The 16444-nt window shown below is 68.4% G+C and carries 15 protein-coding genes; 7 read left to right on the top strand and 8 right to left on the bottom strand.

The window, feature by feature from the left end:
• Positions 1–3 precede the first annotated feature (3 nt).
• The 3 genes from MJQ72_RS16105 to MJQ72_RS16095 all read right to left on the bottom strand — a co-directional run bounded on the left by MJQ72_RS16105 (position 4) and on the right by MJQ72_RS16095 (position 3491).
• Complete coding sequence (locus MJQ72_RS16105; RefSeq protein ID WP_240599922.1) at positions 4–480, bottom strand: DUF4262 domain-containing protein; 477 nt, start codon at positions 478–480, stop codon at positions 4–6.
• Between the two features lie 489 nt (positions 481–969).
• A complete protein-coding gene (locus MJQ72_RS16100; protein WP_240599921.1) occupies positions 970–2031 on the bottom strand; it encodes a tartrate dehydrogenase in 1062 nt (353 codons plus the stop codon).
• The gene (locus MJQ72_RS16095) at positions 2028–3491 is read right to left on the bottom strand and encodes an NAD-dependent succinate-semialdehyde dehydrogenase (RefSeq protein WP_240599920.1); all 1464 of its coding nucleotides are present in this window, start codon (positions 3489–3491) and stop codon (positions 2028–2030) included. The genes MJQ72_RS16100 and MJQ72_RS16095 overlap by 4 nt, the downstream gene beginning before the upstream one ends.
• An 88-nt stretch (positions 3492–3579) precedes the next feature.
• On the opposite strand from MJQ72_RS16095, the gene MJQ72_RS16090 reads away from it, so the two are divergent.
• Together MJQ72_RS16090 and MJQ72_RS16085 are read left to right on the top strand one after the other, a co-directional pair.
• Positions 3580–4830 carry an aspartate aminotransferase family protein gene (locus MJQ72_RS16090; RefSeq protein WP_240599919.1) on the top strand — a complete coding sequence of 417 codons (1251 nt, stop codon included), beginning with the start codon at positions 3580–3582 and terminating at the stop codon, positions 4828–4830.
• Positions 4830–5327: a DUF3830 family protein gene (locus MJQ72_RS16085; RefSeq protein WP_240599918.1), complete on the top strand. Its 498-nt coding sequence runs from the start codon at positions 4830–4832 to the stop codon at positions 5325–5327. The genes MJQ72_RS16090 and MJQ72_RS16085 overlap by 1 nt, the downstream gene beginning before the upstream one ends.
• Positions 5328–5387: 60 nt before the next feature.
• Here MJQ72_RS16085 and MJQ72_RS16080 read toward each other — a convergent pair whose 3' ends face one another.
• On the bottom strand, positions 5388–6374 hold the full coding sequence (locus MJQ72_RS16080) for a hypothetical protein (protein WP_240599917.1): 987 nt from the start codon (positions 6372–6374) through the stop codon (positions 5388–5390).
• Between the two features lie 149 nt (positions 6375–6523).
• On the opposite strand from MJQ72_RS16080, the gene MJQ72_RS16075 reads away from it, so the two are divergent.
• From MJQ72_RS16075 to MJQ72_RS16065, 3 genes are read left to right on the top strand one after another with little or no spacing between them, the layout of a single operon-like run.
• Positions 6524–8203: an AfsR/SARP family transcriptional regulator gene (locus tag MJQ72_RS16075; RefSeq protein ID WP_240599916.1), complete on the top strand. Its 1680-nt coding sequence runs from the start codon at positions 6524–6526 to the stop codon at positions 8201–8203.
• Positions 8149–8685 (top strand): hypothetical protein, encoded by a 537-nt coding sequence (locus tag MJQ72_RS16070; RefSeq protein ID WP_240599915.1) that lies wholly within the window; start codon positions 8149–8151, stop codon positions 8683–8685. Before MJQ72_RS16075 ends, MJQ72_RS16070 begins: the two co-directional genes overlap by 55 nt.
• The gene (locus MJQ72_RS16065; RefSeq protein ID WP_240599914.1) at positions 8652–9509 is read left to right on the top strand and encodes a lipopolysaccharide assembly protein LapB; all 858 of its coding nucleotides are present in this window, start codon (positions 8652–8654) and stop codon (positions 9507–9509) included. Before MJQ72_RS16070 ends, MJQ72_RS16065 begins: the two co-directional genes overlap by 34 nt.
• Here MJQ72_RS16065 and MJQ72_RS16060 read toward each other — a convergent pair.
• On the bottom strand, positions 9493–10284 hold the full coding sequence (locus tag MJQ72_RS16060) for a Calx-beta domain-containing protein (protein WP_240599913.1): 792 nt from the start codon (positions 10282–10284) through the stop codon (positions 9493–9495). The genes MJQ72_RS16065 and MJQ72_RS16060 overlap by 17 nt on opposite strands.
• A 188-nt stretch (positions 10285–10472) precedes the next feature.
• Here MJQ72_RS16060 and MJQ72_RS16055 point away from each other — a divergent pair, with 188 nt between their 5' ends.
• Positions 10473–11855 (top strand): FAD-binding oxidoreductase, encoded by a 1383-nt coding sequence (locus MJQ72_RS16055; RefSeq protein ID WP_240599912.1) that lies wholly within the window; start codon positions 10473–10475, stop codon positions 11853–11855.
• A gap of 12 nt (positions 11856–11867) precedes the next feature.
• Positions 11868–13421 carry an acetolactate synthase large subunit gene (locus tag MJQ72_RS16050; RefSeq protein WP_240599911.1) on the top strand — a complete coding sequence of 518 codons (1554 nt, stop codon included), beginning with the start codon at positions 11868–11870 and terminating at the stop codon, positions 13419–13421.
• Between the two features lie 59 nt (positions 13422–13480).
• On the opposite strand, the gene MJQ72_RS16045 is transcribed toward MJQ72_RS16050, so the two are convergent.
• The 3 genes from MJQ72_RS16045 to MJQ72_RS16035 all read right to left on the bottom strand — a co-directional run bounded on the left by MJQ72_RS16045 (position 13481) and on the right by MJQ72_RS16035 (position 16439).
• Positions 13481–14908, bottom strand: a complete 1428-nt coding sequence (locus MJQ72_RS16045; RefSeq protein WP_240599910.1) for an MFS transporter — start codon at positions 14906–14908, stop codon at positions 13481–13483.
• Positions 14909–15139: 231 nt separating this feature from the next.
• Positions 15140–15613, bottom strand: coding sequence for a DUF3761 domain-containing protein (locus MJQ72_RS16040; RefSeq protein ID WP_240599909.1), 474 nt, complete (start codon positions 15611–15613; stop codon positions 15140–15142).
• A gap of 73 nt (positions 15614–15686) precedes the next feature.
• Positions 15687–16439 carry an SDR family NAD(P)-dependent oxidoreductase gene (locus tag MJQ72_RS16035; RefSeq protein WP_240599908.1) on the bottom strand — a complete coding sequence of 251 codons (753 nt, stop codon included), beginning with the start codon at positions 16437–16439 and terminating at the stop codon, positions 15687–15689.
• Positions 16440–16444: the final 5 nt, after the last annotated feature.

The following is a 16444-nucleotide window of genomic DNA, read 5'->3' as shown; positions in this document are numbered from 1 at the left end:
GATTCAGCCACGGCCCCGCGCCCCCAGCACCGGCTGCCCACCCGTCCCGCCGCGGAACTCCCTGTCCCACGGCCAATTGCCGTGCTCGTCCGCGTAGACCAGTTGCAGCGCACGGAAGTTCTCGCCGTACAGCAGGACGGCGGTGAGCAGATGCGCCGGCGGCGAACTGAGCGGGACGACCTCCAACGACGGCCATCCCACCTCGGCGGGCAGCACCTCCCCCGGCTCCGGCGGCCCCGACCGGACCACCCGCTGGGCGTAATAGTTCAGCAGCTGGCCGGATCTTCGTTCTCTCAGGCCGGTGACGACGAGTTCCGGAAGCCCGGCGTCGGTGAGCCCGACCGTGTACGCGAAACCTGGTTGCGTTATTCCGCGCTCGACCGTCTGCACCATCCAGCCGTACTTCCGGATCAGCGGACGGACCTCCTCGATGAGGTAGTCGTCGCGGGTCTTCCCGGGGTTGTCGCAATGCCAGCACATCGGCACTCCTCCAGTCGTCGAATCCGATGATCGACACTGTGCACCGGGGCACCGACAAAAACTCGCGCCCCGGAGCGGCACGCGTGCGATGAACGGGCTTTCGTACTGGAACTCGCGCCGGGATTCCCTTTCACGGCAACGTTTTTACTAGTCCAGAGAAAATCGGCGGACTAGCCGCCCCCGTTGCGGATCGCCGAGGGGCAAGGACCTGCGGAGTTCACCGAGCCGCTGGCGCGGGTCGGCACTAATGAGGGCGTACGACGAAGGCAGTGTGTTGCCCCACAAAGAAATCCAGTCCAACACCAAGGCACGCTGAGAGCAACGAGTCGACAGCCGGCCCAAGTCCCCAATGTCGCGTTAGAGACGGTGAGCGTCTCTAACGCGACATTGGGAACACCGGACCACCCGAAGGCCCCTTCATGTACGACTCGAAACCATGAATGGACCGTTCATGACATCCGGGACTTGACACGCCACCAGGCGGATGGTTCAAGATAGAGAGGCGACCACCGCGGACCCGAGTTCGGCGGTGGTGGACTTCCCGCCGAGGTCAGGGGTCTGCACGGTCCCCTCTTCGAGAACCTTTTCCACCGCGGCCCGTACATCTTGTGCCGCAACGGTTTCCCCGAGATGTTCGAGCAGCATCGCCCCCGCCAGGATCTGCGCCACCGGATTCGCGATGCCCTGTCCGGCGATGTCGGGAGCGCTGCCGTGCACCGCCTCGAACATGGAAGGGAGCTCACCGGTCGGATTGATATTGCCCGAAGGCGCCATTCCGAGCCCGCCCGTCACGGCCGCCGCCAGGTCGCTCAGAATGTCGCCGAACAGATTGGAAGCCACCACGACGTCGAGCCGGTCCGGCGCCTGCACCATCCGCGCGGCGAGCGCGTCGACATGGCATTGTTCGGCGTGCACGTCCGGATACTCCGAAGAGATCTCGGCGAAGATCTCGTCCCAGAACGGCATCGAGTGAATGAGCCCGTTGGACTTCGTCGCCGAACAGACCCGCCCCGTCCGCGTCTTCGCCAGCTCGAAGGCATAGCGGATGATCCGCTCCACCCCGACCCGCGTGAACACGGATTCCTGTAAGACGAACTCGTTGCCGAGACCTCGATTGTGCCTGCCACCGATCTCCGAGTACTCGCCTTCGGAGTTCTCCCGGACGATCACCATCTCCAGCTCGTCGGCGCTCCGGCCCGCCAGTGCCGACGTCGTCCCCGGCAGCAGCCGGACCGGCCGGAGATTGACGTACTGACCGAACGCCCGCCGAACCGGAATGAGGAGACCCCACAACGAAACATGATCCGGGACACCGGGAAAGCCGACGGCGCCGAGAAAGATCCCGTCGAACCGGGAAAGCTGCTCGATACCGTCGTCGGGCATCATCGAGCCGGTCTTGGTGTACCGCTCACAACTCCAATCGAACTCCGTCCAGGACAAGGAGAAACCGTGCGATGCCGCCGCGCGGTCGAGTACCTTCCGGGCCTCGGCAGTCACGTCGACGCCGATCCCGTCGCCGGGAATGCTCGCGATCCGATACGAAGAAGTCACAGAGCCACCGCGATGTACTTGGTCTCGAGGAACTCGTCGATGCCGACGGTGCCGCCCTCGCGGCCGAGGCCGGATTGCTTGATCCCGCCGAACGGCGCCGCCGGATTCGAAACCAGGCCCTGGTTGAGACCGATCATGCCGGCCTCCAGCCGTTCCGACACCCGCAGTGCCCGCTTGAGATCGGAGGTGTACACGTAGGACACGAGACCGAATTCGGTGTCGTTCGCGGCCGCGATGGCCTCGTCCTCGCTGTCGAACGGAGTGATCGGGGCGACCGGCCCGAAGATCTCTTCCGATGCGAGCCTGGCGTCCTTGGGCACGTCGGTGAGCACCGTGGCCTGATAGAAGTTTCCTGGACCGTCCACAGTGGATCCACCGGTGAGGACGCGCGCGCCTCGCTCGGTGGCGTCCGAGACCAGGCCGCTGACCTTCTCGACGGCGGCTTCGTCGATGAGGGGACCGACGACGACACCCTCCTCGGTGCCGCGTCCCATGGGCAGGGCCTCCATGCGCTCGGTGAGACGCCGGGAGAACTCGTCGACGATGCCTCGCTGGACATAGAAACGGTTCGCGGCCGTGCAGGCCTCACCGATGTTGCGCATCTTCGCGGTCATCGCGCCGTCGATCGCCGCGTCGAGGTCGGCGTCTTCGAAGACGAGGAAGGGAGCGTTGCCGCCGAGTTCCATGGAAGTGCGGAGCACCTTGTCCGCGCACTGTTCCAGCAGCTTCCGTCCGACGCCGGTCGAGCCGGTGAAGGACAGCTTCCGGGCACGACCGTCCCGGATCAACGGCTCCATCACGCCGCCGGAATCCGACGTCGTGAGCACGTTCAGCACACCTTCCGGCAATCCCGCTTCGGCGAGGATCGCCGCGAGGGCCAACATCGAAAGGGGGGTCTGAGCAGCGGGTTTGATGATCATCGTGCAGCCTGCGGCCACCGCGGGCCCGATCTTGCGGGTGCCCATCGCCATGGGGAAGTTCCACGGCGTGATCAGCAGGCACGGGCCGACCGGCTGCTTGGTCACGAGGAACCGGCCCGTCCCGTTGGGAGCGACGGCGTAACCACCGTCGATCCGGACTGCTTCCTCCGCGAACCAGCGGAAGAACTCGGCCGCGTAGGTGATCTCGCCCTTCGACTCCGCGAGCGGCTTGCCCATCTCGAGGGTCATCAGCAGCGCGAGTTCGTCGGCGCGTTTGATCAGCAGTTCGTAGGCGCGACGCAAGATCTCGCCGCGTTCACGCGGGGCGACGTTCGCCCAGTCGGCCTGCGCGGCGACGGCCGCGTCGAGTGCGCTGACACCGTCCGCCGGTGACGCGTCGGCCACCTCGCACAGGGCTTCGCCCGTCGAGGGGTCGAGAACGGGGAAGGTCTTCCCGTCGGCGGCGGGCACCCATTTGCCGCCGATGAACAGTTCCTTGTCGACCGACGTGACCACGCCGGCCTCACTGATCGAGGTCATCCCAACGCTCCTCCATGTTGTCCCGAACGCCATGCTATGGATATTGTCAACAATCGACAACAGCTCAGCCGACCTAGGAGCGCAGCCCATGGCCCAGCTATCACCGCTGCTCAAGCAGGCAACGCCGGTCGTGGTCGACCACGGTGAAGGGGTTTACCTCTACGGCACCGATGGCAAACGTCACCTGGATTTCACCGCCGGTATCGGCGTGACCAGCACCGGCCACTGTCACCCGCACGTGGTGAGCGCGGCGCAGGAGCAGATCGGCAAACTCATCCACGGGCAGTACACGACGGTCATGCACAAGCCGATGCTGGAGCTGACCGAGAAGCTGGGCGGTCTCCTGCCGGAAGGCCTGGATTCACTCTTCTACGCGAACTCCGGCAGTGAGGCGGTCGAGGCGGCGCTCCGGCTGTCGCGACAGGCGACCAAGCGGCCCAACGTCATCGTCTTCCAGGGCGGGTTCCACGGCCGGACCGTCGCGGCGGCGACCATGACGACGTCGGGCACCCGGTTCAGCGCCGGGATCTCGCCGCTCATGTCCGGGGTGCACGTCGCGCCCTTCCCGTATGCCTTCCACTACGGCTGGGACGAGGAGACGGCGACGAAGTTCGCCCTGCGCGAGCTCGACTACCTGTTCGCGACGGTCTGCGCGCCGAACGAGACGGCCGCGTTCTTCATCGAGCCGGTGCTCGGCGAGGGCGGGTACGTCCCGGCGAACCCCGAGTTCCTCGCCGGGCTGCGGGAACGCGCCGACAAGCACGGGATCCTGCTGGTGATGGACGAGATCCAGACCGGCTTCGGCCGGACGGGCCGCTTCTGGGGACACGAGCATTTCGGGGTGCGCCCGGACATCGTGCTCATCGCGAAGGGGCTCGCGAGCGGCTTCCCGATCTCGGGTATCGCCGCGTCGGAGGAGCTGATGGCCAAGGCGCTCCCCGGTTCCCAGGGCGGGACCTATGGCGGCAACGCGGTGGCCTGCGCCGCGGCGATCGCCACGCTCGAGGTGATCCAGCGCGAAGGTCTGGTCGAGAACGCGGCCGAACGAGGACGCCAGCTCCTGGAAGGTGTGCGGGTGATCGCGGACAAGTCGCCGTCGATCGGTGACGTGCGCGGGCTGGGGCTGCTGGTCGGGTCCGAATTCACCACGCCGGACGGCGAGCCGGACACGGCGAAGGCCCAGGCGGCGCAGAAAGCCGCGTCCTCCAACGGGTTGCTCCTGCTGACCTGCGGGGCGTACATGAACGTCGTCCGGATGGTGCCGCCGCTGATCGTCGACTCCGCACAGGTCGACGAGGCGCTGCGGATCTGGGGTGACGTCGTGGCGGGGGTCGAGTGATGGCCCGCTACATCACGATCACCCTGGACAAGCGCGGGGTGTCCTGCCGCGCCCGGTTGCTCGACGCCGAAGCCCCGCGCACCTGCCGCGCGGTCTGGGACGCGTTGCCGCAGAGCGGTTCGGCCTACCACGCGAAGTACGCGCGCAACGAGGTCTACACGCTTGTGCCGCCTTTCGCCGAGCCGAAACCGGGCCGGGAAAACCCCACGGTGACCCCGATTCCAGGGGATGTCGTGTACTTCGGGTTCGAGGCTTGGGAGATCGGCAACCCGGCGTACGGCTACGACGAAGGCAGTGAGGCCCACAGTGACCAAGGCGCGACGGATCTCGCGATCTTCTACGGCCGCAACAACCTGCTGATCAACGGCGACGCGGGCTGGGTGCCCGGCAACGTGTTCGCGACGATCGAAGAGGGGCTGGCCGAGGTGGCGGAAGCCGCGCAGGATCTGTGGTTGCGCGGTGTCGAGGGCGAGACGCTTTCGTTCGCCCGCGCGTGAAACCCGTGGGCGGTGCGGGTTTCCACCCTCACCGCCCACGGGCCGGCACCCCACCCTGGCTTACTGTCGCGCTTCGGAGAGCCGGTACTCGACGCCACCGACCTCTTCGCCGCGCTGGTCGACCTGAGTCACGTTGACCGTGTACTGCTGCCCACCGGCCGCCTCGGCTCCCGCGGTGAAACTCAGTCTGGCGTCCACCTGTTCGCCGGATTTGAACGTCAGACCGCTGATCCGCGCCCTCTGCGGGTTCACGATGGCCAGCTCGGTCTCGCCGATCCGTTCGACACCCTCACCCTTCGCTCCGGCTGCCCGCCAGCGTGCGGCGAGGTCGGGACCGAGGTCGATGGTGATCCGTCCCGGGCCGGTGAACGGCCTGCCCGGCTGGGTGAAGACGATGTCGCCGACCGCGGTGGGATCGGGGCCGTCCCAGCCGAACACGATCGGCCGGTACTCGGGAATCTTGATCTTGAACGGCAGGACGTTCACGTTGTGCCAGCCGATGTTGTTGTTCTTGCGCGCGTTGGTGGACGTGCTCAAACCTTCGGTCGGCAGGTCAGTGGGCGAAAGCCACCGTGCCAGCAGGCAGAAGTGCGAGCCGAACGGGACCGTCCACGGGATGACGACCGTCTTGGTGCCGTACGGGACGGACACGCCGGTCTTCGAACCGATGTAGGTCCACTGGCTCGCCCATTGGGCCGCGGTGCCTTGTTTCGTGTAGTAGACCTGCAGTGTCCCCTTCTCGAGGGCATCCCCGTACGGGCCGGGGTTGTTCAACGTGACATGGATGTAGACCTGCTCTCCCTGGTGGACCGGCTGGTCGGTGGCGCAGGGAGGTATTCCCTTGCACACCCGGATGTCAGGACTGGAGTAGAGCGAACCGGTCGAGGGTTCGAACCCGACATCGGACGAGTTGTCGCGGATGAAGACATCACTCCGGGCCTCCGGCGCGGCCTGCACCGCCGGCGCGACCCCCGCGAACAGCGTCGCGGCGGCCAAAACGGCCGAGGCGAGCAGTGTTCGTCGGCGCCGTGGATTCCTGCTGATCATGGTCCCCTCCTTGGGCGAAACGTTCGACCCGTTGACCGTCGGCCAGAGCGGTTGTGGCGGGGTTGTCGAGATCGTGTGCCCTAATTGGCCGATTTCGGTGGGTCTTCGCCCGGATACGCTCACCGGGGTCAGATGCCGGAGGGAGCAGGGTGCCCGGGCCAGGGGAACTACGGGTGCTGGGCCCGGTCGAAGCGATCGGCCCCACCGGGCGGGCGGAGTTGCACGGCGCCCGCCAGCGAGCCGTGCTCGGCGTTCTCGCCCTGCACGCGGGTTCGGTCGTCCCGATCCCCCGGCTGGTCGACGTGCTCTGGGGTGAAGATCCGCCACGCACCGCGGTGAAAACCCTGCACAGCCATGTCGCACGGATCCGGCAGGCGCTGGAGGATTGCGGGTTCCCCCTGGTCCTCCAGACGCGCAAACCCGGATACGTCCTGACGGTCGCACCGTCCTCTGTCGACGCTCTTCGCTTCGAAGAAGAACTTCGTGCCGCCAAGCGGAGTAATCCCGCTGAGGCGGTGACGGCGTTGCGGGAGGCGTTGCGGCTCTGGCGCGGCGAAGCCTTCGCGGATGCCGAACTCGACGGCTGGGGCCTGCGTGAGGTCGAACGGCTCCAGGAGCTACGGCTGTCCGCCTGGGAAGAACTTTGGGACGCCGAGCTCAGCCTCGGCGAACACGAGGAGGTCCTCCGGGAACTTCCGCGGCTCCGGGCCGAACAGCCGTACCGCGAACGGCTCGCCGCCTTGCATATGCTCGCCCTGCATCGCTGCGGACGGCATGCCGAGGCGCTGGAGACGTTCCAGGCCGTACGCCGGGGACTGGCGGACGAGTTCGGGGCCGATCCCGGACCGGAACTGGTCGAGCTGCACACCTCGATCCTGCGACGCGCGCCCGAACTCGACGCACCCGCACGGGGCACCGCGCCCGCACAGCTCCCTGCCCGTGTCGGGCACTTCACCGGGCGGCAGCGGGAGCTCGCTTCACTCGACGAGCTCCTCGACGAAGCCGAGCCGCCGGTCGTGGTCATCTCCGGGGCGGCGGGGATGGGGAAGTCCGCGCTCGCCGTGCAGTGGGCGCACCGCATCGCGGACCGCTTCCCCGACGGTCAGCTCTTCCTCGACCTCGCCGGGCACGACCCGCACGAGGCGGTCTCGCCGGGCGACGCGCTCGCACATCTGTCGCGTGGGCTCGGCCTCCCTGACGACCGGCTGCCCGACGCGACGGCCGAACGCGCCGCGCTCTACCGCTCACTGCTGCACGGCAGGCGGTGCGTGATCGTCGCCGACAACGCGGGCGGCGTCGATCAGATCCTTCCCCTCGTCCCAGGTACGGCGAAGGCGATGCTGATCGTCACCAGCAGGCAGTCGCTCGCGGCACTCGGCAGCAGGCACGCCGTCCGGGTGTTCGCCCTCGACGCGCTGGCCGACCCGGAATCGATGACGCTGCTCACCCGGGTGCTGGGCGCCGACCGCGTCGCCCGCGAACCCGCGCAGGCCGCACGGCTGGCCCGGCTGTGCGACGGGATGCCGTTGGCGTTACGGATCGCCGCCGCGCGCCTGACCGGTGAACCGAGCCGTCCGATCGCGGAACTCACCCAGGAGCTCACCGGTGCCGGCCGGTTGGAAACCCTTGCGGTGCAAGGGGATTCCCGGACGGTCAAAACCGTGCTCGCGAGTGCCTACCTGCCGCTGGACCGTGCTCCGGCCCGGCTGTTCCGGCTGTCCGGGCTGGTCCGGGGACGTCGTTCAGCGCTGCCCTCGGCGGCGCGCTGTGCGGGGTGCCCGCCGAAGCGGGCCGGGCCTCGGCCGCCGAGCTGTCTGCGGCGCATCTGATCACCCCGGCGGGCCCGGATCGCTATCGCCTCCACGATCTGATCCGTGAGTTCGCCGTCGCCTGCGCCCGCACCGACGAAACGACGTCGAGCCGCGCCGAGGTCGCGGACCGGCTGATCGACTGGTACCTGCACGTCGCCGCCGAGGCGAACAGGATCATCGACCCGAACCGCGATCTGGTCACCCCGGCGTTGCGGTACCCGGCGCCCGGTCGTCCGTTCCCGGTGGAAAGACGTGCGGCGCTGGCGTTCCTGGGGGCCGAACGCGCGAATCTGCTGCCCGTGGTGCGGTTCGCACGCGAACACGGCCGCAACACCGCCGCTTGGCAGCTCACCTACCTGCTCACCAGTTTCTACGACACCACGGGCGGCTGGAACGAGCGGATCGGGCTTTGCCGCGAGGGGCCGCGGCGGCCGCCGAACTCGACGATCCGTTGGCGGAGGCGGAAATGCTGCGTGCGCTGGGCGCGGCCTACTTCATGACCCGCAGGCTGACGGACGCGCTCGAAACCAACGCCCGCGCGTTGAAGGCCGCCCGCGCGGCGGGCGATCTCGAAGGCGAAGGGCATATCTACAACAACACCGCGAACGCCTACGCCGCGCTTCGCCGGTTCGACGAGGCGATCACCGCGTACCGGCTCGCGGTGGAACGGTGCACCTCGGCGGGCAACCGGCTCGGGCGTGCCCTGTCCCAGCGCAACCTCGGCCACGCCTACATCCGCCGCGGTCAGCCGATGGACGGCCTCAGTCCGCTGACGGCCGCGCTGGAGACGTTCCGCGAACTCGGCAACGCCCGCCTGGAAGCGGCCACCTTGGACACGCTCGGCGAGGCCTACGAGGAACTCGGCGATCACGCCGTCGCGCTGGACCATCTCGGCAAGGCCCTGGCCGCGTCCAGGGCGATCGGCGACCGCTGGCAGGAATGGGAGTCCCTGCTGCACGCCGGCCAGGTCCACCTCGCACGCAAGGACTTCCGGGCCGCGCGGGACGACTTCGACCAGGCGCTGCTGATCAGCCGGGACGTCGGGAACCGGCACAGCGAGGCCGCCGCGCTCGACCGGCTCGGCCGCGCCCACCTGGGGCTCGGCGATCTGGCGGCGGCGCGGGAAAGCCTCGAACGCGGCGTCGCGGTCCGCGCGGGCGTCCCGGATCCGTACGAGGAGGCCCATCTGCACCGCGACCTCGGCGACCTGGAGACACGGTGCGGCGACACGGCCGCCGCGGCCGCCCACTGGGCTCGAGCGATCGAGCTGTACCGGCGGGCGAACGCGACGGCCGACGCCGACCTCGTCACCCGGCGGGGCTGATCACCACGGTCGAGGTCGCGTAGACGAGCCTGCCCTGCGACGGCTCGAAGAACTCGACCCGTGCCTTCCCCGTCTGCCCGGGCACGATCGTGAGTTCGGCGTATCCCCTGGTCTCACCGCGCTGGAAGGTGACGACGCCGTCCTTCACCGGCTCGTGGGCGGAGCCGTCCGTGCGGTAGCGGATCGTGAGCGGTCCCGCGAGCCACGGCCGGGAGAGCACGAGCGGCACCTTGCAGGTGGTTCCCGATGCGAAGTTGGGCGGGATCGACCAGCAGATCTCGCCTTCCTGGGTGGTGGCCAGCGGAGCGGTCTTGACCGCGTCGTCGTCGGCCACCCAGGCGACGCCGACGCTGTGCCCGATCCGCACGCCTTTCTCGCCGTACAGGCGCAGCGAGAACATCTCGTCGCTCTCGGCGAAGGAATCGGCGCGGACCTTGACCGCGACCGTTTGCGTGTCCGCCCGCCCCGACCAGGTCAGCGTGCCCGCACGCGGCAGATAGTCGACGCTCTCCTTCGCGACGAACGCCGGATCGACCGGTGAGCCGTTGCCCTCGATCGTCCGGTATTCGACCGAGCCCTGCGGCGCGCAACCGCCGTCGGCGAGCGAAACGGTGAAGAGAAGGGTGGTGTACCCGGTGCTTGTCCCCTCGGCCTGGCTGACGCCGCTGACGTTCGCCACGGGCGCGGTGCAGCCCATTTCCCCGCCTTCGGCCGCCGGTACCGCGAGCCCGAACGCGATCGCGAACGACGCCCCCAGCGCCGCGATCCGCCTCATCCTTGATCCCATCGAGCGTCCACCCCTTCCGGCGGGCCGCCGCGGCCCGCTGCGACATGGGTATCCGAGTGAGGTTGTCGTGAGGTTGTGACCAGCGGGAACAAACATGAAAATGATTCATGGCCATCCTCGCCCACGACGTACTACGCTTCGGTAACCAGGCAAAGAAGCGTGAGGAAGGGCAGTCGATGGGCGATGTTGCGGCACGGTTCGCCGAGATCGTCGGGGACGCGAACTTGCTGTCAGGCGAGGCGATCCCCGAGGACTACGCACACGACGAGGCTTTGACCACCTCGGCGCAGAGGCCCGCCTACCTGGTGAAACCGGGAAGCGCCGAAGAGGTCGCGGAGCTGCTCAAGGCCGCGAGCGAACACGGTGTGCCCGTCACCGCGAGAGGATCGGGCACCGGGCTTTCGGGCGGCTCGACTCCACGCGAAGACAGCCTGGTGATCTCTTTCGAACGCATGAACGCCGTGCTGGAGATCGACACCGAAAACCACGTCGCCGTCGTCCAGCCGGGTGTCACGCTGTCCGATTTGGACGAAAAGACCACGGCGGCCGGACTCGGCTACACGGTCTACCCCGGGGAGCTGAGCGCGAGCGTCGGCGGCAACGTCGGCACGAACGCCGGCGGAATGCGTGCGGTCAAGTACGGCGTCACACGGCACAACGTCGTGGGCCTTCAGGCCGTGCTGCCGACCGGCGAGATCATCCGCACCGGCGGCAAGACCTCGAAGGTGTCGACAGGCTACGACCTGACGCAGCTGATCATCGGTTCCGAAGGCACGCTCGCGATCGCGACCGAGGTCATCGTGAAGCTGTACCCGCGCCTGCCGCACGGCGCCACGGTGTTCGCCCCGTTCGAAACCTTCGACGAAGTGATGACCGTCGTCCCGAAGATCATCTCAAGCGGGCTCGCGCCGCACATCCTCGAATACATCGACAACCTGACGCTCGCCGCGATCAGCTACAACGAGAAACTCAGTCTCGGCGTGCCGGACTCCATCCGGGATACCGCGCAGGCCTATCTGGTGGTGGCGCTGGAAAACCGCGACAGCGACCGGCTGCACTCCGACATCGAGGAACTCGGCGGACTGCTGGGAGACCTCGGCGCGATGGACGTGTACGTGCTCGAAGGTCCTTCGGCCCGTAAGCTCATCGAGGCCCGCGAAAAGGCGTTCTGGACGGCCAAGGCAGCCGGTGCCGACGACGTCATCGACGTGGTGGTCCCGCGCTCTGCCATGCCCGAATTCCTGCGCAAGGCCAGGGAAATGGCGTTGTCCCGCGAGTCGGGCGCGCTCGGCTGCGGGCACGCCGGCGACGGCAACGTACACCTCGCCATCTTCTGCAAGGACCCGGACAAACGGAAGCAGCTGCTGACCGACATCTTCGCGCTCGGCATGGAACTCGGCGGCGCGATCTCCGGCGAACACGGCCTCGGAAGGGCCAAGGCCGGCTACTTCCTCGACCTGGAGGACCCGGCGAAGATCGCGCTGATGCGGCGGATCAAGGAGAGCTTCGACCCGGCCGGGATCCTCAACCCCGGCGTTCTTTTCGCTGAGAGGGCTTGAAAAGTGAGTGAGATGAACGGCGCCCAGTCCCTGATCCGCACGCTCGTCGACAGCGGTGTCGACGTGTGCTTTTCGAATCCGGGCACCTCGGAGATGCACTTCGTGGCCGCGCTCGACTCCGTGCCCGAGATGCGCGGCGTGCTGGGCCTGTTCGAAGGCGTCGTCACCGGCGCCGCGGACGGGTACGCCCGCATCGCCGACAAGCCGGCCGCGACACTGCTGCACCTCGGCCCCGGGCTCGGGAACGGGCTGGCGAACCTGCACAACGCGCGCCGCGCCCACACCCCGATCGTCAACGTGATCGGCGATCACGCGACCTACCACAAGCAGTACGACGCCCCGCTCGAATCGGACATCGAGGCCGTCGCCGGCTCGCTCGACGGCTGGGTCCGCCGCTCGGAGCACACGAAGGACGTCGGTGCCGATGCCGCGGCGGCGGTCGCGGCTTCCCAGGACGCCCCCGGACAGGTGGCGACCCTGATCCTCCCCGCCGACGCGTCCTGGGGCGAGGGCGGCGAGACCTGCGCGCCCATCCCGCCCCGGATCCCCCAGGTCGTCGACGCGACGACGGTGAAGAACATCGCCGAAGTGCTGACCAGCGGCGAACCGGTGGCCCTGCTCGTCGGCGGCGGCGGCTGCCGCGAGGCCGGGCTGCGCGCGACCAGCCGGATCGCGGCCGCGACCGGTGTGAAGACGTTCGTCGAGACCTTCCCCGCCCGGCTCGAACGCGGCGAAGGCCTGCCGACGATCGAGCGGCTGGGCTATCTCGCCGAGCAGGTCGCGTACCAGCTCGACGGGATCAAGCACGTGATCGTCGCCGGCACGAAGGCACCTGTCTCGTTCTTCGCCTACCCCGGCAAGGCGAGCAATCTGGTGCCCGAAGGCGCGCAGGTCCACGTGCTGGCCGAAGTCGCGCAGGACGTGCCGCGAGCGCTGACCGACGTGGCGGACCTGGTCGCCGCCGAGACCGAGCCGGTTCTGCAGGAGGCCGCCCGGCCCGCGCTGCCGTCCGGGCCGCTGACCCCGCAGAACTGGGTCGAGGTGATCGGCGCGCTGCTGCCGGAACGCGCGATCATCGCGGACGAAGCGAACACCTCCGGGCTGTTGCTGCCTGCCGCGACCGCGGGGGCGCCCCGGCACGACGTGCTGACCCTGACCGGTGGCGCGATCGGCTACGGCATGCCCGTCGCGACCGGCGCCGCCGTCGCCGCGCCGGACCGGCCGGTGATCAACCTGCAGTCCGACGGCAGCGCGCTGTACACGATCTCGGCGTTGTGGACGCAAGCACGGGAGAACCTCGACGTCACCACGGTCCTGCTGAACAACCGCGCGTACGCGATCCTGCGGCTGGAGCTGCAGCGGGTCGGCGCGGACGCCAACGGCCCCAAGGCGAACGAACTGCTCGACCTTTCCCGGCCCGACATGGACTTCGTCAAGATCGCCGAAGGCATGGGCGTCCCGGCGACCAGGGCGACGACCGCGGAGGAGCTGGCCGAGCAGTTCCAGCGCGCACTCGCCGAGCCGGGACCGCATCTGATCGACGCGATCGTCCCGACCCTGTTCTGAGCGTCTGAGCGGAACGTCCTTGCGTTGCGATGAAATCCCTTCATCGCAACGCAAGGACGCTAGTGGACCGAAGCGACCATCGGCTCGGGCTGGCGTTGCTTCGGGACGAAAGCGGTCAAGACGAGCCCGAGGAGCGCCGCACCCGCGGCGACCACGAAGCTCAGCCGGAATCCGGCCGCGGACGGGACGGAGACGCCGCCGACGGTGATCGCCAGTGACGCGAGCATGGACGCCATCACCGCGCTGGACGTCGAAGTGCCGACGGAGCGCATCAGCGAGTTCAGCCCGTTCGCGGACGCGGTCTCGGTCACCGGGACCGAACCCATGATCAGCGCGGGCATGGCCGCGTAAGCGATGCCCACGCCACCGCCGATGATGATCGACGCCGTGATCAGCTCGAAGGCGTTGTCCATCAACACGGTCGCGAAGACATAGCCGGTCGCGATGGTGGTGGCGCCGACCATCAGCGTCGTACGCGGTCCGTAGCGCTCGATGAGCCGGGCCGAGACCGGCGACAGCATGAACATGACCAGACCGTTCGGCGCGAGGCAGAGGCCGGCCTGCACCATCGTCAGGCCGAGGCCGTAGCCGGTCGACGCGGGCGCCTGCAGCAGCTGCGGGAACGACAACGCCATCGAGTACAGCGCGAACCCGATCATGATCGACGCGAGGTTGGTGAACAACACCGGACGCCGCGCGGAGACCCGCAGGTCCACGAGCGGATCCCGGCGCCGCAGCTGGTAGGCACCCCAGACCAGCAGGATCACCACCGCGCTCCCGCCGAAGCCGAGCGTGCGGCCACTGCCCCAGCCCCATTCGCCGCCCTTGACGATCGGCAGCAGCAAACAGACCAGACCGACCGTCAACCCGAGCGCGCCGAGATAGTCGAACGGCGCCGGTGTCTTCACCGGTGACTCCGGCACCACGAACAGGATCAGCAGGCCGCAGACCAGTCCGAGCCCCGCCGACGCCCAGAAGAGGACGTGCCAGTCGGCGTTCTGCGCGACCAGCGCCGACACCGGGAGCCCGATGGCACCGCCGACACCGAGCGTCGAACTCATCACCGAGATCGCGGCACCGACCCGTTCCGGCGCGAGTTCGTCGCGCATGATGCTGATGCCCAGCGGGATCGCACCCATCGCGCAGCCCTGGAGCCCCCTGCCGAGGACCATCAGCGCGAGCGAACTCGTCAGCGCCGACACCACCGAACCGGCGACCAGGAACCCCAGGCTGATCAGCAGCAACCGCCGCTTGCCGTAGAGGTCACCGAGCCTGCCGCTCACCGGCATCACCACGGCTCCGGCGATCAAGGTCGCCGTCACCACCCACGACGCGTCCGACGGAGTCGTGTTCAGCAGCCGGGGAAACGCCGGGATGAGCGGGACGACGAGCGTCTGCATGAACGAGGCCACCAGCCCGCAGGTGGCGAGCACGACCACGAAGATCCGGGGCGAAGGTGCCCGTCCGGCCGGTTTCACCATGCGCATCCCATGATCCGACCTTACACAGCACCACCCTTCTCAGTGAACGCCGGAGAGCCGGCCGTCAGGCTGTACGTGCACCTGGAACGCGGCCGAACGCGTGAACCCGCCTCGCCGAAGGCCCGCTATCGCGGTGGCAGGGCGTCTGTTCCTCCATCGGGACTCGAATCACCGACCGGCGCCCTGCCCGACGTCGATCGCGGCCGCGGGTTCACCGACAGGCACTGCGCGGTGGGATCACAGCCAGGTGCGGACCCCACCGTGCCCGGAGCAGGTGCCGCGGCGGTTCTGGCTGTAGCTGTACGAACCGTCCTTGCAGAGGGCGGTCGCGCCGTCGGCCGCGCCGGGGCCGGTCGCCGGCCGATGGACGCACACGCCGTCGGTGTTGCGGTAGTGATCGCTTCCGCATTCCGCCGGGTTTGGCGCCTTCGCGGCTTGCGTGGTCTTCGGCGGCGTTTTCGTCGGTTTGGGCTCGACCTGCTTCGGCACCTCGACCGCGGCTGTGGTCGTCGGTACGAACTGCTGGGGTGCCGGAGTCGGTGTGGGCGTGCTCGTGGGCGGCGCCCAAGTGCTGGTCGATGTCGGCACCGTTGGCACCGGGCTGCTCTGCGGTGTGACCCGCCCGCGGGGCACCGTCTCCACCCCACAGCCACCGGCGACCAGAAGCCCGATCGCCAACGCCACGCCCAGCTTCGTCGTTCTCTTCGGCATAACGACCTCCCCAGCACCTGGTAGTGCCGCGTAGTCGGGAGATCGTCCGCCGGTGTTAACGGCGGTTGGTGGGTCAGTCGACCATCGTGCCGCAACTGATATTCAGCGCCGTGGCCGTCATGCTGCGTGCGTGATCCGATGCGGCGAAGGCGGCGACCCGGGCGACGTCTTCGAGTGACGCCGTCCGCTTGAGCATGGTCGCATCGACCATGTCACGGATGGCGTCGTCGAGCCCGGCGCCCGCCGGAATCGTCTCCGGGATCCCGCCGGTGCGCAGGGTCACGACACGGACGCCCTGCGGCCCGAGTTCGCACGCCAGCCCTCGCCGCAACGCCTCCATCGCGCTGAACGCGACCTGCAAACCGCCGAGGTGGTAGCCCGGCAGCGGGTCACCGTCGCCACCGAACATCAGGATCACCCCGGACCCCTGCCCGATCATGTGCCGAGCGGCCGCCCGTGCGGTCAGGAAGTTCGTCCGTACCGCCGTCCGGACCGGGCTTTCCAAGTCCTCCATCGACATTTCGACGAGCGGAGTGCCTTGGACGTCGTTGTGGGTGATCACGTTCATCGAGATGTCGACACTGCCCGCCGTGGAAGCCACCGACGCGGCATGCTCGTCGATGGCGGCCTCGTCCAGCGCGTCGAACTCCGCCGTTTCGGCTTTTCCGCCCGCCGTCCGGATTTCGTCGGCCACCGCGTCGAGCTTCTTCAGTGTGCGGCCGGTGAGGTGGACGGTCGCGCCCTCTCTGGCGAATCCGCGAGCCACCGCGCTCCCGATTCCGCCGGCCGCCCCGTAGATGATCGCGTTCCTGCCTTCGAGCAACATCGCTT

The sequence above is a fragment of the Amycolatopsis sp. EV170708-02-1 genome (assembly GCF_022479115.1).
Classification (GTDB): domain Bacteria; phylum Actinomycetota; class Actinomycetes; order Mycobacteriales; family Pseudonocardiaceae; genus Amycolatopsis.
The sequence above is the reverse complement of the archived record's forward strand: the minus strand, read 5'-3'. Positions and strand labels throughout refer to the sequence as shown.